The organism is Saliphagus infecundisoli, from assembly GCF_020177375.1.
Classification (GTDB): domain Archaea; phylum Halobacteriota; class Halobacteria; order Halobacteriales; family Natrialbaceae; genus Saliphagus; species Saliphagus infecundisoli.
Genome location: NZ_JAIWHV010000002.1, coordinates 19899 through 37970 on the forward strand (window position 1 = coordinate 19899; position 18072 = coordinate 37970).

20 protein-coding genes are annotated in these 18072 nt (G+C 66.0%); 12 read left to right on the forward strand and 8 right to left on the reverse strand.

The genetic code is table 11. The annotated features are described in order from the left end of the window. The first annotated feature begins 47 nt into the window (after positions 1 to 47). The 5 genes from LCF40_RS04860 (at position 48) to LCF40_RS04875 (ending at position 2994) form a co-directional block, all read left to right on the forward strand. Positions 48 to 686, forward strand: a complete 639-nt coding sequence (locus LCF40_RS04860) for an Era-like GTP-binding protein (RefSeq protein ID WP_114578866.1) — start codon at positions 48 to 50, stop codon at positions 684 to 686. A gap of 4 nt (positions 687 to 690) precedes the next feature. Then, complete coding sequence (locus LCF40_RS04865; RefSeq protein WP_224827597.1) at positions 691 to 1080, forward strand: DUF2073 domain-containing protein; 390 nt, start codon at positions 691 to 693, stop codon at positions 1078 to 1080. Position 1081: 1 nt separating this feature from the next. Next, the gene (locus tag LCF40_RS04870; RefSeq protein WP_224827598.1) at positions 1082 to 1900 is read left to right on the forward strand and encodes an OapC/ArvC family zinc-ribbon domain-containing protein; all 819 of its coding nucleotides are present in this window, start codon (positions 1082 to 1084) and stop codon (positions 1898 to 1900) included. A 222-nt stretch (positions 1901 to 2122) separates the two neighbouring features. Then, the gene (locus LCF40_RS23675) at positions 2123 to 2212 is read left to right on the forward strand and encodes a hypothetical protein (protein WP_425504229.1); all 90 of its coding nucleotides are present in this window, start codon (positions 2123 to 2125) and stop codon (positions 2210 to 2212) included. After that, positions 2212 to 2994 carry a DUF7089 family protein gene (locus LCF40_RS04875; protein WP_224827599.1) on the forward strand — a complete coding sequence of 261 codons (783 nt, stop codon included), beginning with the start codon at positions 2212 to 2214 and terminating at the stop codon, positions 2992 to 2994. The genes LCF40_RS23675 and LCF40_RS04875 overlap by 1 nt, the downstream gene beginning before the upstream one ends. On the opposite strand, the gene LCF40_RS04880 is transcribed toward LCF40_RS04875, so the two are convergent. Together LCF40_RS04880 and LCF40_RS04885 are read right to left on the reverse strand one after the other, a co-directional pair. Next, positions 2995 to 3327 carry a nucleoside triphosphate pyrophosphohydrolase gene (locus LCF40_RS04880; RefSeq protein WP_224827600.1) on the reverse strand — a complete coding sequence of 111 codons (333 nt, stop codon included), beginning with the start codon at positions 3325 to 3327 and terminating at the stop codon, positions 2995 to 2997. A 4-nt stretch (positions 3328 to 3331) separates the two neighbouring features. After that, positions 3332 to 3910: a DUF7090 family protein gene (locus LCF40_RS04885; RefSeq protein ID WP_224827601.1), complete on the reverse strand. Its 579-nt coding sequence runs from the start codon at positions 3908 to 3910 to the stop codon at positions 3332 to 3334. A gap of 332 nt (positions 3911 to 4242) precedes the next feature. On the opposite strand from LCF40_RS04885, the gene LCF40_RS04890 reads away from it, so the two are divergent. After that, complete coding sequence (locus LCF40_RS04890) at positions 4243 to 4923, forward strand: class I SAM-dependent methyltransferase (RefSeq protein WP_224827602.1); 681 nt, start codon at positions 4243 to 4245, stop codon at positions 4921 to 4923. A 33-nt stretch (positions 4924 to 4956) separates the two neighbouring features. Here the strand turns inward: LCF40_RS04890 and LCF40_RS04895 are convergent, their stop codons facing one another. Beyond that, positions 4957 to 5463: a GNAT family N-acetyltransferase gene (locus LCF40_RS04895; RefSeq protein WP_224827603.1), complete on the reverse strand. Its 507-nt coding sequence runs from the start codon at positions 5461 to 5463 to the stop codon at positions 4957 to 4959. A gap of 38 nt (positions 5464 to 5501) precedes the next feature. Continuing rightward, complete coding sequence (locus LCF40_RS04900; RefSeq protein ID WP_224827604.1) at positions 5502 to 6104, reverse strand: IMP cyclohydrolase; 603 nt, start codon at positions 6102 to 6104, stop codon at positions 5502 to 5504. 99 nt (positions 6105 to 6203) lie between these two features. On the opposite strand from LCF40_RS04900, the gene LCF40_RS04905 reads away from it, so the two are divergent. Next, the gene (locus LCF40_RS04905) at positions 6204 to 6779 is read left to right on the forward strand and encodes a homing endonuclease associated repeat-containing protein (RefSeq protein WP_224827605.1); all 576 of its coding nucleotides are present in this window, start codon (positions 6204 to 6206) and stop codon (positions 6777 to 6779) included. Between the two features lie 245 nt (positions 6780 to 7024). Next, on the forward strand, positions 7025 to 7735 hold the full coding sequence (locus LCF40_RS04910) for a rhodanese-like domain-containing protein (RefSeq protein ID WP_224827606.1): 711 nt from the start codon (positions 7025 to 7027) through the stop codon (positions 7733 to 7735). Here the strand turns inward: LCF40_RS04910 and LCF40_RS04915 are convergent. Next, positions 7725 to 9101: an oxidoreductase gene (locus LCF40_RS04915; RefSeq protein ID WP_224827607.1), complete on the reverse strand. Its 1377-nt coding sequence runs from the start codon at positions 9099 to 9101 to the stop codon at positions 7725 to 7727. The two genes, LCF40_RS04910 and LCF40_RS04915, sit on opposite strands and share 11 nt — an antisense overlap. A 95-nt stretch (positions 9102 to 9196) precedes the next feature. Between LCF40_RS04915 and LCF40_RS04920 the strand changes: the two genes are divergently transcribed. Beyond that, the gene (locus tag LCF40_RS04920) at positions 9197 to 9481 is read left to right on the forward strand and encodes a DUF211 domain-containing protein (RefSeq protein WP_114578878.1); all 285 of its coding nucleotides are present in this window, start codon (positions 9197 to 9199) and stop codon (positions 9479 to 9481) included. A 2-nt stretch (positions 9482 to 9483) separates the two neighbouring features. Next, entirely contained in the window at positions 9484 to 10065 is a 582-nt protein-coding gene (locus tag LCF40_RS04925) for a VIT1/CCC1 transporter family protein (RefSeq protein WP_224827608.1), read from the forward strand. Between the two features lie 5 nt (positions 10066 to 10070). Here the strand turns inward: LCF40_RS04925 and cgi121 are convergent, their stop codons facing one another. Next, entirely contained in the window at positions 10071 to 10565 is a 495-nt protein-coding gene (gene cgi121, locus LCF40_RS04930; protein ID WP_224827609.1) for a KEOPS complex subunit Cgi121, read from the reverse strand. Next, positions 10565 to 12898, reverse strand: a complete 2334-nt coding sequence (locus LCF40_RS04935) for an ATP-dependent DNA helicase (RefSeq protein WP_224827610.1) — start codon at positions 12896 to 12898, stop codon at positions 10565 to 10567. The genes cgi121 and LCF40_RS04935 overlap by 1 nt, the downstream gene beginning before the upstream one ends. 1538 nt (positions 12899 to 14436) lie before the next feature. On the opposite strand from LCF40_RS04935, the gene LCF40_RS23495 reads away from it, so the two are divergent. Beyond that, entirely contained in the window at positions 14437 to 14964 is a 528-nt protein-coding gene (locus LCF40_RS23495) for a GNAT family N-acetyltransferase (RefSeq protein WP_224827611.1), read from the forward strand. A 207-nt stretch (positions 14965 to 15171) separates the two neighbouring features. Here LCF40_RS23495 and thsB read toward each other — a convergent pair whose 3' ends face one another. Then, positions 15172 to 16833, reverse strand: coding sequence for a thermosome subunit beta (gene thsB / locus LCF40_RS04945; protein WP_224827913.1), 1662 nt, complete (start codon positions 16831 to 16833; stop codon positions 15172 to 15174). Between the two features lie 254 nt (positions 16834 to 17087). Between thsB and LCF40_RS04950 the strand changes: the two genes are divergently transcribed. Next, positions 17088 to 18044: an aminopeptidase gene (locus tag LCF40_RS04950; protein ID WP_224827612.1), complete on the forward strand. Its 957-nt coding sequence runs from the start codon at positions 17088 to 17090 to the stop codon at positions 18042 to 18044. Positions 18045 to 18072 lie beyond the last annotated feature (28 nt).

An 18072-nucleotide genomic window follows, 5' to 3' on the forward strand; every position in this document is an offset into this window, starting at 1 on the left:
GATAGTGCTACGCGCAGCCACCTAACGGTGCGTGGAGGATCTAAAGGATGGGATTGCTTACAGGACTCAGGGACAGCCTCTCTCGCGTTACGGACCGCCTGTTCTCCGAGCAGGAGCCAAAGCGGATCGGTATCTACGGCCCGCCGAACGCCGGGAAGACGACGCTCGCCAACCGCATCGCCCGCGACTGGACCGGCGACGCCGTCGGCGCCGAGAGCCACATTCCGCACGAAACCCGCCGGGCCCGCCGGAAGGAGGACGTCGAGATCGAACGCGACGGGAAGACGGTGTCGATCGACATCGTCGACACCCCCGGCGTGACGACGAAGGTGGACTACGAGGAGTTCACCGACGAGATGGACAAAGACGACGCCGTCCGGCGCTCCCGGGAGGCCACTGAGGGCGTCGCGGAGGCGATGCACTGGCTCCGCGAGGACGTCGACGGCGTCATCTACGTTCTCGACAGCGCCGAGGACCCGATCACCCAAGTGAACACGATGCTGATCGGGATCATCGAATCCCGGGATCTGCCCGTCCTGATCTTCGCGAACAAGATCGACTTAGAAGAGTCGAGCGTCAAGCGCATCGAGGACGCGTTCCCCCAACACGAGACGGTGCCGCTGTCGGCCAAAGAGGGCGAGAACATGGACGAGGTCTACGAGCAGATCGCGGAGTACTTCGGGTGATCAGATGCCGGAAGCCACAACCGACGGCGGCGACGGGGTCCAGATCGACCTGATCAGCGGCCAGCGCATGGAGGGGAAGACGAGCATGGAGAAGGTGCGGATGATCCTCGACGGCGTCCACGAGGGCAACATCGTCATCCTAGAGGAGGGGTTGACCCCCGACGAGGAGAGCAAGCTGATCGAGGTGACGATGACCGAGATCAACCCCGAGGAGTTCAACGGGATCGAGATCGAGACCTACCCGCGGCCGAGTTCGGACAGCCCCTCGTTTTTCGGTCGGCTGATGGGCAAGGACGGCCCCGACACGAAACTGACCGTGATCGGGCCGGCCGACCGGATCGAGACGCTCCACAAGGACGAGACGCTCATCAGCGCGCTCGTCTCCCGGGACTGAGATGCCCCACCAGTGTACGAACTGCGGCCGCCGGTTTCCCGACGGGTCCAAGGAGATGCTCTCGGGCTGTCCGGACTGTGGAGGCAACCGCTTCCAGTTCACCCCCGACGCCGACGGCGAGGAAGCCGACGCGGGAACCGAGGGCGACAGCGGGGCGACCGGCGAGGGGGCCGATACCGGAGCCGACGACCCCGCCGGCGACGAGGCGGTCGGCGAGAAGTCCGGAACCGTCTCGCGGGCGGCCGCGACCGTCCGCGACTGGATGTCCGAGTCGGGGGCGGGTAAGCCGGACCCGAACGACGGAGCGGACGCCGAGCCGGACCGACCGACCGAAACCGAGGCCGCCGAGACCGACGACAGGGACCCGTTCGCGGAGTGGCCCGAGACGGCGCGTCCGCCCGAGGACCGGAGCGAGGAGGCCGACGACGCCGAGAGCGCGAACGCCGACCGCGAGGTCGAGGCCGACTGGCCGGACCCGCCCGGCGAGGACAGCGCCCAGGCCGACGCCCGGCGGACCGTCGTCGGGCCCGACGAGCTCCCCGAGGATGCAGAGTCGGCGACCCCGCCGGACGACCGCACGGAGGACCGGCCCGACCACGGTCGGGTCGTCAGCGAACCTGAGGACGATGACCAGCCCTCGGTGGACGAACTACGAAACGAGCTGAACGAGCAGTTCGAGAGCATCAAGATCGTCGAACCCGGCCAGTACGAGCTCAACCTGATGGAGCTCTATGACCGCGAGGAACACATCGTCTCGCTCCAGGAGGACGGCCGGTACGTGATCGACGTCCCCGACTCCTGGGTCGACGCCGACGAGTAGCGGGGCGTCCCCGCCCGCGAACCCCGCCCCACAGCACCACCCCCGTTTCTTCTCCTGTAGATCGTTCTTCAACGGCCGTTTCGAGGTTTCTCGTGCGTGGATCGTTTGCATACGAAACGGTGGTGTGTCACGAGGAAGGAGCTCCCTCCGCGCGGTCGCCGCGGACCGCCGCCACGGGCGTCGAAGGATGGATTTATGCGAGCCCGAAGATAGGTCCCGGGCATGAGCACCGCGACAAAGATCGTCCTCGCGACGGTTCTCGCTTCTGCACTGCTGTCGATCCTGCTGGTCGTCCAGATGGTCTTCGGCTGATGTTCACGCCCCGGGAGCTCACCCCGGCCATCGAGGCCGTCCGGACCGAACACGCCCCCGAGACCGTCGTCCTCGACTGCGATCGAGACTTCGAGACGCTGCCGGCGGCTCGGGCGGAGGAACTCGGGCTCTTCGTCGACGGACTCGAGCCCGCGAGCCATCCCGACGACTGGCTCCCCGAGGACGCCCCCGAACTCCTCGTCCGGTACGCGGGCGAGGCGTTCACGGTCGGGCTGCCCGGCGACGGCAGCGTCGCCTGGACCCGACAGACGACGCCCCCTGCAGTGATCGTCAAGGCCCGGGTCGAGGGGACTCCCGAACCGTTCCTCGAGTTCCTGCTCGCGGAGGCCATAGTCGAGGTCGGTCTCGAGATCCCCGAGGCCTTCCTCGGGTTCTTCGGGGAGGAGTACCGCGCTCTGGATCGGGCGACGCCGCTCGATCCCGCGGGAACCTACCAGCTCGCCGCCGCGCTGTACGACGGCTGGCAGGGGCTGTTGACCCGGCCCGTCTTCGCCGGGTGGGAGACGGGCGACCACCCCGAACTCGGCGCGGCCTGGGCCGACGCGGGAAGCCGGCTCGAAGGACGAGTCGCGGGACTCCCCGGGGCAGTTGCCCGCGGCGAGACCGAGTTTCCGGAGGCGACCGAACTCGCCTGCGGGGCGATCAAACACGGCCTGGAGCTGCCGGCGCCGTTCGCGGCGCTGGACACCGCGGCCTACCGCGAACACGGCGCCTCCTACGCGGTACGGTGGGCGGAAAAGACGTTCGACGCTCTGGAGTAGCTACTCCTCGGTTTCGCTGCCGTCCTCGGCGACCCGCTCGAGGACGATCCGCTCGTCGAACCCGCCCCGTCGCTCCCGTTTCTCGCGTCTGAGCTCCGCGAGGCGCTCGGGGTCGATCCCCTCGAACGCGCGGATCGCCTCGACGACCGCGAGCACGTCGGCGAGCTCCTCGGGGTCGCCGCTCTCTTCGAACTCCGTCGCCTCCTCGACTACCTTCTCGCGGAGCCGGCGGTCGTACTCGTCGTCATCGGCGCGGTGCGTGATCGGGGTCTCGCCGTCGGCCTCGATGATTTCGGGGATCCGGTCGCGAACGAGCTTGTCGTAGCGGGTCACGCCTCTAGAACTCGACGGTCGTCGCCCCGTCCTCCGCGAGGTCGATGACGCCGTCGAAGCGGTCGCGAAACTGTGCGACGACGTCGTCGTCGTGGACCTCCTCCGAGAGGTGAAAGAGCCCGATGGCGTCGTGGGCCGCGAGTTCCTCCATGATCCGCTCGACGGCCTCCAGGGCGGCGTCATCGCCGGCGTAGTAGGCGAGTTCGGTCACCGAGTCGAAGCTGACCCGGAGCTTCCCGTCGTGGTCGTCGAGGAAGCCGGCGACCTGTTCGACGATGCCGTCGACGTCGTCGGGCGCAGCGACGTAGTGGACGTTCTCGCCCGACCGGCGCGAGTAGCCCCGCTCGATGCTCAGCGTGTCGAGGATGTCGGCTTTCGCCTCGTCGACGTCGTAGTGTTCGAGCTTCTGTTTGACCTCCCGGGCGGTGGTCCGGGTCGAGATCACGAGGAAGTGGTCGGTGTCGGCCTTCAGGAACTCGGTGTCGATGCGGTCGGTTTCGCCCGTGCTCGGATGGAGGAGGAGGATCCCCGTCCCCCCGGGGACCGTCTCCGGCGTGTCGTCGATCTCGAGGGCGTACTCCATACTGGGCATACCGACTGCCGGGATGGACTTAAGCGTGCGGATCCCCGCCAGCCTGGGCGGCGAGCCGACGCCCTACGCGACCGAGAGCCCGGGCGATCCCCCGTCCCGATCCACACCCCCGAGACCACTGACGCTCGTGTCTCCTCGAGGCGAAGCGATCGGGGGCCCTCCCCCGAGAAACGCGGAAGGCGACGGCCGACGACGGTCTCCGTCCCGATGCCCACGGGATGTCCGGCCTCGACCCTCCACCCGATGGTTTTAGGCCAGCCTAAAGAGTTTGTCGGTCGCGCGGAAGCGAACCGCACTTGCCCCCTCGCAACCGACGCCCGGTCATGAGCGTTCGCGAGGAGTTCGACGAGTGGGCCGCAGACGGCCGGGATCGAGGAATGGAGGAGCGCCACTGGCACACCGCCAAGGGTGCACTCGCGCGGATACCGGTCGAGTCGGGCGAGACGGTCCTCGATCTGGGGTGTGGGAGCGGCTACGCCGGCCGCGCGCTCCGGGAAACCAAGGGGGCGGGACGGGTCTACGGTATAGACGGCGCCCCGGAGATGGCCCAAAACGCCGCCTCCTACACCACGGATCCGGGAGTCGGGTACGTCGTCGGTGACTTCGAGTCCCTCCCGTTCGCGACCGACTCGATCGACCACGTCTGGAGTATGGAGGCCTTCTACTACGCCGGGGACCCCCACCGAGCGCTGTCCGAGATTTCCCGTGTCCTCCGGCCCGGCGGCACGTTCGTCTGTGCGGTCAACTACTACGAGGAAAATCACCACTCCCACGGCTGGCAGGAGTCGATCGACGTCGAGATGACCCGCTGGAGCCGCCGGGAGTATCGCGAGGCGTTCCGGGAGGCGGGACTGTACGTCGCCTCCCAGGACAACCTCCCCGACCGCGAGGTCGAGATTCCCGACGAAGGCGAGTTCCCGACCGACGACTTCGAGAGCCGGGAAGCGATGGTCGAACGCTACCGCGAACTCGGGACCCTGCTCACGGTCGGCGTCGCGCCCTGACGCCGGGACTACTCCGCGACGCGGCCGAGGAGATCACTCGAGGGCCCGTCGGAACACCCGTTCCGCGACTCGCTCGCCGAACAGCTCGTCCTCGCGCTCGGCGACCGGCTCGTAGCCGCGAGCACGGTAGAACGCGATCCCGACCTCGTTGTCGGCGAGCACCCGCAGCCGGACCGCGTCGTCGCCGGCCCGACGGCGCTCGCGCTCGAAGGCGGAGAGGAGGGCGGTGCCGATCCCCTCGCCCCACAGGTCGGGATCGGCGTAAATCGCGCCGAGGACGGCCACATCCCCCTCTCCTTCGCCGTCCGGACCGCCGCTGGCGTAGCCGACGACGTCCCCGTCCTCGGCCACCAGGTACGTGACCTCGTCGCGATCGACGAACTCCCGGACCTGATCGGGGTCGTACCATTCTTCGAGGGCGCAGTCGATCGTTTCGCCGTCGAGAATCCCGTTATAGGCGGCGTTCCAGCTCCGTTCGGCGACATGGCGGATCCCCGTGACGTCCTCCGGGGTCGCGGTGCGGATCGTGGGGTCCGTCATGACCGGCCGAACGCGGCCCAAGAACGTAGTTCCGACGGTCAGTCGTTGACGATCGCCGTCTCGAACTCCCCACCGACTCGGGCGACGCCGGCCGCACAGACCGCATGCTCGAACGCGAGGTCGTAGGCTTCGCGGGCGGCCGCCTTCGCACTCTCGGCGTCGAACTCGAAGGCCTGGGGGCGGTCGTGCTCGTAGGTCGCCACCAGCGTCGGTTCGGACACTGCTTCGACGAGGAGGGCGTCCCTGCGGACGATCCCGACGTAGGCCTCGTCGCCGTTTCCGGCACTGCCCCCGCCGATCGTCGCCGCGATCCGCGGCGTGTCGTAGTCGTCTTTCTCGTAGTCGAGTGCGAGCAGGCTCGCCGCGAGCGCGTCACGGGCGGGGTAGCCCCGTTCGAGTTTCTCGGCGATCGGATCGACGTGGGAGCCGTTGCCGAACGCGGTCGTCTCCCCGTTGGGAGTCTCGACGACCCGTAGGCAGTTGTAGCCGACGTAGGGGTTGTCGGTCTCGGGAGCCTCCGCCGTGGGGCCAACGGTCAGGGCCTCCCCCCGGTCGTCGATCCGGCGGTTCGGGAACGATCGCGAGGAGACGCGGTAGGCGCCGATCTCGGGACCAACCAGCAGGAAGCGTCCGATGTACATATGCGTGGGTGCGCGAGAGCGGGGAAAAGGCGTGTCGGTTCCGGAGCGAGGCCATCATCCGGCCATAGATTTATGTCATATTGTGTGATTATCGACGGCATGGTGACGGAGGTTGACTGCCTCGAGGCGTTGCAGGAGGCGGCCGAACGACTCGGCGAGTCGCCGACGAAAGCCGCTTACGAGGAATTAGAATTGACACCGGCTTCGGCGACGATTATGAAAACGCTAGGCGGATGGAACGCGGCAAAGGAACGTGCTGGATTGGAAACCTTCGACCGAGGCGCGACCGGTGATCAGGCCATTCAAGCGAAACCGACCGAGGTTGAGCTCCCTTCCGGTGTCGAATGGGACGAACTCACAAGCCAACAGCGTTGGTACTACAAGAACCAGGAGGAACGGATCGAGCGCAAAGATCGCCGTCGAGCAGAGATACGCCGGTGGCTCTACCAATACAAAGACCAGAACTGCAAATGTACCCGATGCGATGAAGATAGGCCACTCTGCTTGGATTTTCACCATCCAAACGAGAAAGAACGGAGCGTCGCGACGATGGTCGTGAACGGACATTCGAAAGAGAGCATCCGAGAAGAAATCGAACGATGCGTAGTTCTCTGTGCGAACTGTCATCGTCTCAATCATCTCGACGCACCCGAAAACTCTGAAGCAAAACCGTAACCCGACAACCATAAGTAGGAATCTGCCCAACGATCGGATGCGGTTTCAGTCCCCTAGGGTAGTGGCCAATCCTGAAGCCTTCTGGGGGCTTCGACACAGGTTCGAATCCTGTGGGGACTATTTCTCGCACTTCGCCTCGAACCCAACCCTTTCGCAGTCCATCGGTTTCCACCCGAAACAAAGGGGTTTGAACCGGCCGAAATCGACCAGAAGTCCTATCCTTTCCAGGGCCCAACTCGGTTTCGATGAACAGGCGTACGTTTCTCGCGGTCGGCGGGGCCGCGGCGATGGGTGGCGTTGCGGGGTGTCTGGGTGGCAATGGGGGCGGCGACAACGGGACGCCAGCCAACGAGTTCGACTACGAGACCATAACGACCGATGGGACCGACGTGCCGTTGGCGCCGGTCACGGACGTCTACGAGTGGTACGAGAACGGGGAAGCGGAGTTCGCGGACGCGCGCGGCCGCGCCCAGTACGATGGAAAACGCATCGCGGGCGCGGTGTGGTCGCGTGCACCGGACGGCGTCGAGGACGACCCGGTCGAGGAGTGGGCTACGGACACGCGGATCGTCACCTACTGTGGCTGTCCCCACCACCTCTCCTCCCAGCGCGCCGCATCGCTGATCGACGCGGGCTACGAACACGCCTACGCGATCGACGAGGGGCTGGGTGGCTGGGAGAAAAACGGCTACCCGCTCGAGGGAACGGACGTCGAGACCGAACGTATGACCTACGAGATCCACGGGACGGCGAGCACGGAGTACGCCGGCGAGATGGTCACCATGAAGCAGGTCGGCGTCGATCGCCGCGAGGCGGCGCCGATCGGCGACGACGGCTCCTACGCCCTCCAGCTCCACTACGCCGGCTCGACCGAGGACCGATTCCGGGTCGAGGCCCCGGAGTACACCGCCGAGGGCACGCTCGCGGAGCTGACCGACGGGGTCGTCACCGCCTGAGCGACGGGTTCTCGCCGTAGGCCCCCTCCCGCTGGAGCGCCCGCCGGTCCCGGAGCACGTCCGGAGTCCGGCAGATCCCCGGCGCGCCGGTGGCCTGGGGCACCGTACAGTTATTACAGCTCTCACAGAGGACCCGCGCGTCGGGGTCGACGGCCTCGCCCGCTTTCGTCCCGTCCTTCCCCGTATCGCCATCGGCGAGCAACCGTGCCCCCAGTCGCGGCTCGGCGTAAAAGGGTCGGGCCATCCCGACGGCGTCACAGGCCGGATCGCCCTCGGCGCCCAGCAGCCGATCGATTTCCCCGCGCCCGCGGATCCCGCCTTCCGCGAGAACGGGAATCGAAACTCGCTTGCGGACCCGTCGACAGAACTCTCCGTTCCAGGCCGGCTCGAAGTCGTAGAGGACGGACTCCAGTCGGTTGCCCGCCGCGACGAGCCGGCGCCGCAGGGACCCTCCGAACGCCGCATCGTACCCCTCCCGAAGCGCCTCGGATTCCCACGCTCGCTCTGGATACTCGCCGCGGACGATGCTCATGTCCCAGACGACGGAGGTTCGGACGGGGACGACGGCGTCGTAGCCAATTCGCTCGAGCCGGCGGGCGATCTCGATTCCGTCCTGCAGGGAGAGCTTCCGGCGGACGGCCGGCGTCGCGGGCGTCTCCGCGGGCACCTTCGTGACCAGCGGAATCCCTCCCGCTCGCTTTCGGATCTCGTCGTGGACGACCTCGAGAAAGCGAAGGCGTGCCTCGGGCGAGCCGCCGAACTCGTCGTCGCGGCGGTTGTAAAAGGGCGAGAGGAACTGCTGGACGATCCCCATGTTCGCGCCCGCGAGGTGGATCCCGTCGTAGCCCGCGTCGGCGGCGTACCCCGCCGCGCGGCCGAAATCGGCCGCGAGCTCGTACACCTCCCCCGTGTCGAGGACGTCGGGATCGTACTCGAGAACGCCCGCCCGATCCAGCGCCCGGAGCTGCCAGGGCGGGTCCGAGACCGCGAGCTGTTCCAGGTCGGGATGCTCGCGGCGAAAGTCGGCGTGCCAGGTCTCCATCGAGCGCAGCCCGCCGTGTTCGAGCTGGAGGAAGAGCCGCCCGCCCGCGTCGTGGATCGCCTCCGTGAGCCGCGAGAGCCGGGAGACGAACTCGGGGTCGTGGACCCGCGTCATCCCCGGCGCGGCACAGCCGCCCTCGCCCCGGACGATCGTCGCGCCCTGAAAGAGCAGGCCGACGCCCGACTCCGCGGCCGGCAGCAGCTCCTCGATCAACCGGTCTACGGCGTCGGGGCCGTTGCCGGCACACTCGAGCAGCGGCGCACGATAGAGCCGGTTGGGCACCTCACAGCCGCCGATTTCGAGGGAGTCCTCGAGCGTTGCCATGACTCTCCTTCCGGCGACGGCTACAAGAGCGTGCCGTCCAGGAGACCACCACCGCCATCCGGAGCCCTTTCAGCCACCCCGCCGTTCAGACGACCATGGCTCCGGTCACGCGGCTCGTTCTCGACGTACTGAAACCCCACGACCCCGGCGTCGTTCCCTTCACGGCCCGCCTCGGCGACGTAGAGGGGATCGACGCGGCGACCGCGACGGTCGTCGAGGTAGACGAGCGCGTCAAGACCCTCAGGGTTACCCTCGCGGGCGAGGATCTCGACCTCGGGACGATCCGCGAGGAAGTCGAGGACCTGAGCGCGTCGGTCCACTCGATCGATCAGGTCTCCTGTGGCTCGCGAACCGTCGAGGACCCCCTGCTGGGCGAGTGAGGATGTCGGACCGACTCGCGAGGGTTCGGCGCGTCATAGAGAAGGGCGAGGTCCGGTCGATCTCCCGGCGGTACTTCATCTCGAACGGGTTCGACGGCACGCTCACGAGCATCGGCGTCGTCGTCGGCGCCTACCTCTCGGGGATCGACCAGGGACTGACCGTGGTCGCTATCGGTCTCGGGGCGGCCGTCGGCCTCGGCACCTCGGGCGTCTGGAGCGTCTGGGAGATCGAACGCGCGGAGGGCCTCGCCGAGCGCGAGCGGATCGAACGCGCGATGCTGACCGAACTCGGAGACACACGCCTCCAGCGCGAACACCGAACGGCCCGGGTCGTCCACGCCACCGCGAGCGCGGTCGGGCCAGTGCTCGCGGTCGTACTGACCCTCGTGCCGCTCGCACTCGAAGGTGTGCTTCTGACGATGGGACAGGCCGTCCTGGCGTCGCTTCTCGTCGGGATCACGATCCTCGCTGGGTTCGGCGTCTACCTCGCCTCGATCTCCGGCCAGCAGGTGTACTGGGCGGCAATCCGGATGGCGCTGGCGGGGGTCGTCGTCGCCGCGATCAACGTCTTCCTGCCGGGGTGAGACCGTCACTTCTCGACGACGAGCAACGCCACGCGCTCACGGACCAGGTCCTCGAAAACCGCGTCGGTTGCCGCCCGTTCGGCCGCCGTGATCTCGAAAAAGCGCTCGATGGTCGCCTCGTCGCCCCCCATCGCCTCCCGATCCCCGACGAACGCGTCGAGCCCCCGCAGGTCCGCGAGCGCCCCGACCTCGTCGCCGCCGTCGATCAGAACCACGGCGTCACACTCGCCCTCTCCCACGCCCATCTCGAGGGCGCGGTCGATCTGCCTGCGTCCGGCGGCGTACAGCAGGATCTCGACCGCGCGGTCGCGGGCGATGGCCTCCTTGCGGGCGATCGCTCGGTCGGCGAGTTCGACCGCCCGCCGGAGGTGGGCCTCTCCGGCGACGTAGCGGGCGTCGAACGCCTGTATCGTCGCGCCGTGGGTGTCGCCGATCTCGCCGAGCCGGGCGACGAACCGATCGAGGTCGTCGATCGAGAGCCGACAGGGCAGTAGCTCCATCAGAAGTCACCGAGGTCCGCCTGGCTCTCAGGGAACTCCTCGTCGGCGCGGGCGTCGGAGTCGGGTGCCTCCCGCGCCGCGACGACCGGCTCGACGCCCTCCATCGAGGAGTCCTCCCGACCCGCGTTCTCGAGGACGGTCTCGGCGGTTTTCGTCCCCTGGAGGGCCCCGAGAACGACGCCCTTGTCGGCGTTTCTGAGCGCCGCGGGGGTCTCGATCCCGGCGGCGTACAGCCGGCGGGCGCGCTTTCGCCCGACGCCCCGCACCGAGACGAGTTCGAGCAGTTCCTCGCTCACCCCGTGTTCGACTCGCGCGCGAGCCTCCCGGACGGCGATGGTCCACTCGCTTCCGATCTCGCTCGCGAGCGACTCCGCCGCGCCCAGGAGCCACTCCGCGGTGTCTACCTTCCCGCGGAGGTCGCCCGGGCCGATGCCGTACCGATCGGTGAGTTCTCCCTCGTCGTCCTCCTTCGCCCAGTCCTCGAGGAGTCTGCCGGTCTTCAGGGCGGCGAGCCAGTCCTCGAAGCGGTCGTCCTCGAACTCGCTGGGGGCCTCCCCCAGGAGTTCGGCCTCGCGCTCGTAGTAGATCTCGCCGAACAGCTCATCTTCGCCCGACCGGAGGTAGAGCTCGTACATGTCCGGCGTTCGGGAGATGAGCTGGTAGAGCCCGAAGGCGGTCGGGCGCTCGTCGGCGTCCTCCAGGCCGTGGACGATCGTCGCGGCGCTCATCGGATCGAGGTAGAGCCGCGAGACGGTGTGGCCCAGGCTCGTGGCTCGCAACTCCTCGTCGCTGTCGAGTTCGGAGGCGGGGGTGAACGCCCCGCCAGCGTCGCTCTCGGCCTCGTCGTCCTCCCCGTTTCCGTCGCCCTCGGGTCCGCGCTCGACGAAGTCGTTCGACTCGAGGTACGCGAGGACGGTGTCGGTCACCGTCTCGAGGCGGCCCGGTTCGGCCGACTGGCTCGCATAGAGGGTCTCCTCCAGGAAGGCGAGCAGGCCCTCGCGGGTCCGGGCGAACCCGGACGCGATCGTCGCGAGCACGTGGGTCCGCAGGGCGGGTTCGGCGGCGAGTTTCGACCTGACTGGCTCGGGATCGGCCCAGACGTAGCGGTCGAACAGCTCGTCGCGCTCGTCGTGGCCCTTCGCGAGCAGAACGGCCTCCCCATACGGATCGAGTCCCGGACGCCCGGCACGGCCCATCATCTGGTGGACCTCGAGGACGTCGAGAGGGGCCATCCCGCCCGCGGTGGGATCGTACCGGCGCCAGTCACGGACGATCACGCGCCGGGCGGGGGTGTTAACGCCCGCGGCGAGCGTCGGCGTCGCCGAGATGACCTTGAGCAGACGCTCGCGGAAGGCGTCCTCGACGGCGCTTCGCTGGGAACTCGACAGACCCGCGTGGTGGAAGGCCGCCCCGCGTTCGACGCAGTCGGCGAGATCCGCGCTGGTCTCCGTGTCGCTTCCCTCGCGGATTCCCTCGGCGAGCTCCTCTAACTCCGCGCGTTCCTCGCCGGTGAGTTCCCGGTCGGTGACCGCTCCCAGCCGGTCGGCGGCGGACTCGGCGTTGCGCCGCGAGTTGACGAAGACGAGCGAGGAACCGCCCTCGCTTACGATGTCGCCGACGAGCGCCGCCTCCTGGCTCTCGTTTCCGGAGACCGGCACCTCCCGACCGTCGCCGTCTGCGAACTCGATCGCCGACCCATAGTGGACCCCCGTCCGGAGGTCGATCGGCCGCCAGTCGGTCTCGACGAGTTCGGCGTCGAGCCAGTCGGCCATCTCGCCCGCGTTGCCAACCGTTGCAGAGAGCGCGACGACCTGGAGGGCCTCGTTCAGCCGGCGCAGTTTCGCGAGGGTCACCTCGAGGGTCGGCCCCCGACTCCCGTCGTTGATGAGGTGGACCTCGTCGCTGACGACGCAGGTCAGGTCCGTGAGCCAGGAGGCGCCGTTTCGCACGAGCGAATCGACCTTCTCGCTGGTCGCGACGATGACGTCTTTCTCTACGAGCCATTCACTAGTCGATTCGTAGTTGCCCGTCGCGACGCCCACATCGACGCCGAACGCACCGTAGGCCTCGAACTCCTCGCGTTTCTCGCTGGCGAGCGCCCGCAGCGGGACGATGTACAGTGCCGTCCCCCCGCGTTCGATCGCCGACAGCATTCCGAGGGCGGCGATCATCGTTTTCCCGCTCGCGGTCGGGACCGCGGCGACGACGTTCTCGCCATTTGTGATCCCGGCCTCGACGGCCTCAGCCTGTGGGGGATACAGCTTCTCGATCCCCTCCCCTCGGAAGTGCTCGACCGCGCCGTCGGGCAGCCCCGACAGCTCCTCGACGTTCATCGTCCGCGATAGGGCCGTGATCGGGTTTAAACTGTCGTCTGCGTCCGCATGACTGGCCGCGGTTTCCGGCCCTGGATCGGGTCCGAAACAGCGACCGACTTGCCCGCGGTTGCGTTACATACAGAGCATGGGGTCTATCGTTCAGCTATTCAGTTGAATTATTGCCTTATCGAACGAATTTTATGTCGATAACGAATAGGATTGTGGCATGCCCAGCTCAGGTGGTCTGTCTCAACGGCGATTAGCGCTCCTTACTATTGCCTCGTTCGTAGGTGGTAGTGCCCAAATATGGGAAATTATCGCCGGTGAGGGTGGCAATTCAGAGGTCATCGCAACCGTGTGCTTCACGTTTGCTTTTGCCGCCAGTGCATGGCAATATTTCCAGAACTTTCGTCAACCGTCATAGACTGCGACCGCAAGATAGGCGTCCGTACTAAGCACAAGAACCTGTCCGGCCACTGTCAGAACTATTCGCTTAGTCCACATGATAGACGGTAACGGGGTCCAGTGAGCGTTAGTCGAGCGCGTCGAGGATCTCCCGGTCTTCCTCCATCAGCTTGCGGATACGCTTCCGGTACTCCTCGCGATCGTCGTCTTGGAGGTCCTGGCTCATGGTTACTTGCTCTCCGTTTGTGCCCGACGTGTATTCAACAGAGCTGGACCGAACGCGTCGTCCTCGCCATCTTCGGCATCGGTGCGGCCGGCGCCACATTTCTCGGATTCGAGCAAGGCGGCGACGCGCGCGTAATCCTCTCCTATGTTGCCCTTGTGGCCGGCTGCTTGGGGATCGGGTTCCTCACGCTGTCCGCTCGAGAACGATGACGCTGCCCGTCCAAACCGTTTTGTGGATCCCTGACCGACGAGCTATTCTCCTAATCGTCTCCGATTCGACACTCCTAACGCGTATTGATCTGTTCTTCTCTGTCCCGCTTGAAATGGTATGTTCGCACGCTCAATGTGACGATCAAATCAGTCTTAATACGCCCAACTCAAGGGGGCTATTTTTCACGGCCAGGTAGGATGATCCTCGCGTTACGTACAGGGGACGCACATACCGGTACCAACCTCGGTCTGTCCGGTTCTTGTCAGCAAGCAGCTTATTCGTAGAAGGGCGAAGAGTGGCATCGATCAATCCATTTCGTTTCATAGGTCGTGTGGCTCACTACTCGGCCTATGAAGTCAGAAAGGCTGGTCACACCTTCCTCCTGACACCAGCCAAAACACTCTCGGTACAACTCAAGATTCAACTCCTCCAGATCAGAGCCATCTATTTCTTGAATTCGTAATGAATCCACCCCACTGAGGTATGCAACGAAGCCACGAGTATGACCGTCTAAGAGAGTCAGATTTCCACTGAGATAATAGACTGGGAGAGCGTCGTACGCGGGGTCATCAAAGTCAAACCACTCCATCACGTCGCGCATTTTCCGTGCACTGATGTAGAGTTGGCTTGGATGGAGGTCTTCGCACGGGACAGTTGTCACCATTTTCCGTATACTGACCCAATCTATTTCTTCTGCTACTGAAAAAGTCCGGGCATGCCCGGGGCTGTATATTTGCGTGGACAGTCCGTTACTCTTCGGACAATCGAAGAGGAGGATATCGACTTTCTTCACGAGATGATTAACAACCCAGACCTATGGCAGGGATTCGGCGCTCCCGGGCCTCGGAGTAAACGAGAGGTCGAAAACCGATTTGAGGAACAGAACTCAGGAGTTGCGTTACTCATCTGCTGTGATGAAGCAGCGCTAGGCCGAGTTCGGCTCGTAGATGTTGACAAGAATTGGGGAAATGCTGAACTCACTTGCTATGTAGCTCCAGAATCTCAACGGCAGGGATTAGCGACCGAGGCCTGTCAGTTGGTGATTGATTACGGATTCGATCATCTACCCATCAACAAAATTATCGCTCGAATCATTGACTCCAACCAATCCTCGCGTAGCCTGGCCGACAAACTTGGGTTTGTTCACGAAGGGACACTTCGGAACCATGTCTTCCACGAAGGCCAGTATCTTGACCTCCATTGCTACGGGATTCTAGAGGAGGACTGGCGGTTGAACGAGTAGAGTTTTTACTACATGAATTACACTTCAGTTGGCAGGTAGCAGCCGGTCAGTGCGCACGCTCGATGTAACGCAGGAGCCGTCGCGTGGGTGCTCGTCTCTCCATGCTGTATCGGTCACCAGTCGGCAAAAGAGATCGGCCGGTCGTGAAGCGCAGCGATTCCGTCGGCGGGCGAGCCGTGCGTCGTGACGTGTGGGTGTTCCCGAACCTCACATCGCGCCGCCCATGCCACCCATACCGCCCATGCCACCCATGCCGCCGGGTGCGCCGCCGGGACCGCCCTCGTCGTCGCCCTTGTCTGTCGAGAGGTCGCCCGCGGAGATGATGTCGTCGATCTTGAGCACGAGGTTCGCGGCCTCGGTGGCACTCGAGACGGCCTGATCCTTCGCGTGGGCGGGCTCGACGACGCCGGCGTCGAAGGTGTCGACGACGTCGCCGCTGAAGACGTTCAGGCCCGCACGGACCTGGCCGTCCTCGTGGGCCGCACGCAGGTCCACGAGGGTGTCGATCGAGTCGAGACCGGCGTTCTCGGCGAGCACGCGCGGGACGAGTTCGAGGGCGTCGGCAAAGGCCTCAACGGCGAGCTGTTCGCGTCCCGAGACGGAGTCGGCGTAGTCACGGAGCCGGGAGGCGAGTTCGACCTCGACGGCGCCGCCGCCGGCGAGCACGCGCCCGTCGGAGACCGTCTGGGCGACGACCTCCAAGGCGTCGTTGACGCCGCGTTCGAGCTCGTCGGCGACGTGCTCGGTCGAGCCCCGAAGCAGGAGGGTGACGCCGTGGCCGCCCTCGCCCTCAACGTAGAACAGCTCGTCTTCCTCGTCGCGGGTGACCGAGCCCGAGCCGAGAACGTCCTCGGTCGCGCTCTCGAGATCGGAGACGATCGTTGCACCGAGGACCTCCGAGAGGAACTCGAGGTCGGACTTCTTCGCCCGGCGAACCGCCAGGATGCCCTCCTTGGCGAGGTAATGCTGTGCGAGGTCGTCGATCCCCTTCTGGCAGAAGACGACGTCGGCGTCCAGGTCGACGATCCGCTGGACCTTCTCCTGTAGCTGTTCTTCCTCGCGGTCGAGGAACTGCTGGAGCTGGTCGGGGTCGGTGACCGAGACTTCGGTGTCGACGTCGGCCTCCTCGACCTCGATCGGGTCGTTGAGCAGGAGGACCGACGCGTCCTCGACGGAGGTCGGCATGTCGTCGTGGACCGGGTCCTTGTCGATGATGCCGCCCTCGAGGAGTTCGCTCTCGCCGGCCGACTGGCCGGTCTGGGTCTCGATGTTGAGGAACTCGAGATCGACGACGTTTCCGCCGTCTTCTTTCTCGACGGTGACCGCCGAGACGGCGTCGACGATGAGTTCAGCGAGGTGTTCTTTGTGCTGTTCTGCCCCCTTGCCGGTCATCGAGGTCTCGGCGGTCTTGCGGATGAGCTCCTCGTCGTCGGCGTCGATCCCCTCGGCGATGTCTCCGATCTCCTCGCGGGCCTGCTCGCTGGCCATGTGGAAGCCCTTGATGATCGCCGTCGGGTGGATGTCCTGTTCGATCAGGTCCTCGGCGTTCTTGAGGAGTTCCCCCGCGATCGAGACGGCAGTCGTCGTGCCGTCGCCGGCCTCGTCCTCCTGGGTCTGGGCGACCTCGACGATCATCTCGGCCGTCGGGTTGTCGATGTCCATCTCCTCAAGGATCGTGACGCCGTCGTTCGTGATGGTGACCGAGCCCATCGAGTCGACGAGCATCTTGTCCATCCCCTTCGGGCCGAGCGTGGAGCGAACGGACTCCGCGACCGCGCGTGCGGCGCTGATGTTGTAGTCCTGGGCGTCCTGGTCTTTGACGCGCTGGGAGTCCTCGCTCATCACGATCATCGGCTGTCCCTGTTGCATTCGCTGGCTCATGGTCAGCCGACTCATTGATTGTCCTTCTATATAAAAATACCTAATCCGGCCCACCGGAAACGGTCGGAGATGCGATCCTTCAGGAACAGAAACCACCCGACTGCGGCCCCCCGTTCTCGGTTGTGTGTGGAGAGATAACACGATCCATGGCGAGGGGCCGGCGCCGTGCTAGCGTCGTCTTTAAGTCAACCGCGCCGTCGAGGAGGGGAACACCTATCCCGACGCCGCCGGAGGTCCCACGCATGTCTCCGTCGGATCTCCGTGCGGCGGCCGAGACGGCCATCGGCCAGTGCATGAACGTCGAGGCGGGCGAATCGTGCGTGATCGTCACCGACGACGACCGCGAGCCGATCGGCGAGGCCCTCTACGAGGTGGCGAGCGAGGTCACCGACGAGAGCGTGATCGTCCGTTACCCGCCGGGCGAGACCCACGGCGGCGAACCGCCCGAAACGGTGGCGGCGGCGATGGCCGACGCCGACGTCGTCCTCGCGCCGACGACCAAGAGCATCACCCACACGCGGGCACGGACGAACGCCACCGACGCCGGCGCCCGGGTCGCGACCCTCCCGGGAGTCACCGAGTCCGTGTTCACCACGGGACTGGACGCCGACTACGAGTCGATCGCGAGCCACTGCGAGGCCGTCCTCGAGCAGGTCGCGGGCGCAAGCGAGATCCGGGTCACGACCGAGCGGGGCACCGACATCGCGTTCGACGTCACGGGCCGTTCGTTCCTCTCGGACACCGGCATCGTCCACGAGCCCGGCTCCTCCTCGAACCTCCCCGCCGGCGAGGTGTTCGTCAGCCCCGTCTCCGCCGACGGCCGCTACGTCGTCGACGGGACGATGCGCCCCTACGACCGCCTGGAGGGAAGAGAGCTGACCTTCGAGGTCGAGGACGGTCTCGTTACCTCGATCTCGGACGACGAGATCCGCGAGACGGTCGAGAACGCCGCCGAGGCGGTCGGTGACGCGGCCTACAACCTCGCCGAGCTTGGCATCGGCACCAACATCGCGGTCACCGAGCTGGTCGGCAGCGTCCTCTTAGACGAGAAGGCGGCGGGCACGGTCCACATCGCGCTCGGCGACGACGCCGGGATCGGCGGCGACGTCGAAGCCCCGATCCACTTGGACGGCATTATCCGTGACCCCACGGTGTACGCCGACGGCGAGAAGATCGACCTCCCCCGACCGAACCCGTAAATCGTCCCGAACCGTCCGGGCACGAGGC

What these genes read in the sequence shown, in the direction of transcription:
- LCF40_RS04860 (WP_114578866.1), top strand. Translation starts at nt 48, where the DNA reads ATGGGATTGCTTACAGGACTCAGGGACAGCCTCTCTCGCGTTACGGAC.
- LCF40_RS04865 (WP_224827597.1), top strand. Translation starts at nt 691, where the DNA reads ATGCCGGAAGCCACAACCGACGGCGGCGACGGGGTCCAGATCGACCTG.
- LCF40_RS04870 (WP_224827598.1), top strand. Translation starts at nt 1,082, where the DNA reads ATGCCCCACCAGTGTACGAACTGCGGCCGCCGGTTTCCCGACGGGTCC.
- LCF40_RS23675 (WP_425504229.1), top strand. Translation starts at nt 2,123, where the DNA reads ATGAGCACCGCGACAAAGATCGTCCTCGCGACGGTTCTCGCTTCTGCA.
- LCF40_RS04875 (WP_224827599.1), top strand. Translation starts at nt 2,212, where the DNA reads ATGTTCACGCCCCGGGAGCTCACCCCGGCCATCGAGGCCGTCCGGACC.
- LCF40_RS04885 (WP_224827601.1), bottom strand. Translation starts at nt 3,910, where the DNA reads ATGGAGTACGCCCTCGAGATCGACGACACGCCGGAGACGGTCCCCGGG.
- LCF40_RS04890 (WP_224827602.1), top strand. Translation starts at nt 4,243, where the DNA reads ATGAGCGTTCGCGAGGAGTTCGACGAGTGGGCCGCAGACGGCCGGGAT.
- LCF40_RS04895 (WP_224827603.1), bottom strand. Translation starts at nt 5,463, where the DNA reads ATGACGGACCCCACGATCCGCACCGCGACCCCGGAGGACGTCACGGGG.
- LCF40_RS04900 (WP_224827604.1), bottom strand. Translation starts at nt 6,104, where the DNA reads ATGTACATCGGACGCTTCCTGCTGGTTGGTCCCGAGATCGGCGCCTAC.
- LCF40_RS04905 (WP_224827605.1), top strand. Translation starts at nt 6,204, where the DNA reads ATGGTGACGGAGGTTGACTGCCTCGAGGCGTTGCAGGAGGCGGCCGAA.
- LCF40_RS04910 (WP_224827606.1), top strand. Translation starts at nt 7,025, where the DNA reads ATGAACAGGCGTACGTTTCTCGCGGTCGGCGGGGCCGCGGCGATGGGT.
- LCF40_RS04915 (WP_224827607.1), bottom strand. Translation starts at nt 9,101, where the DNA reads ATGGCAACGCTCGAGGACTCCCTCGAAATCGGCGGCTGTGAGGTGCCC.
- LCF40_RS04920 (WP_114578878.1), top strand. Translation starts at nt 9,197, where the DNA reads ATGGCTCCGGTCACGCGGCTCGTTCTCGACGTACTGAAACCCCACGAC.
- LCF40_RS04925 (WP_224827608.1), top strand. Translation starts at nt 9,484, where the DNA reads ATGTCGGACCGACTCGCGAGGGTTCGGCGCGTCATAGAGAAGGGCGAG.
- cgi121 (WP_224827609.1), bottom strand. Translation starts at nt 10,565, where the DNA reads ATGGAGCTACTGCCCTGTCGGCTCTCGATCGACGACCTCGATCGGTTC.
- LCF40_RS04935 (WP_224827610.1), bottom strand. Translation starts at nt 12,898, where the DNA reads ATGAACGTCGAGGAGCTGTCGGGGCTGCCCGACGGCGCGGTCGAGCAC.
- LCF40_RS23495 (WP_224827611.1), top strand. Translation starts at nt 14,437, where the DNA reads ATGCCCGGGGCTGTATATTTGCGTGGACAGTCCGTTACTCTTCGGACA.
- thsB (WP_224827913.1), bottom strand. Translation starts at nt 16,833, where the DNA reads ATGCAACAGGGACAGCCGATGATCGTGATGAGCGAGGACTCCCAGCGC.
- LCF40_RS04950 (WP_224827612.1), top strand. Translation starts at nt 17,088, where the DNA reads ATGTCTCCGTCGGATCTCCGTGCGGCGGCCGAGACGGCCATCGGCCAG.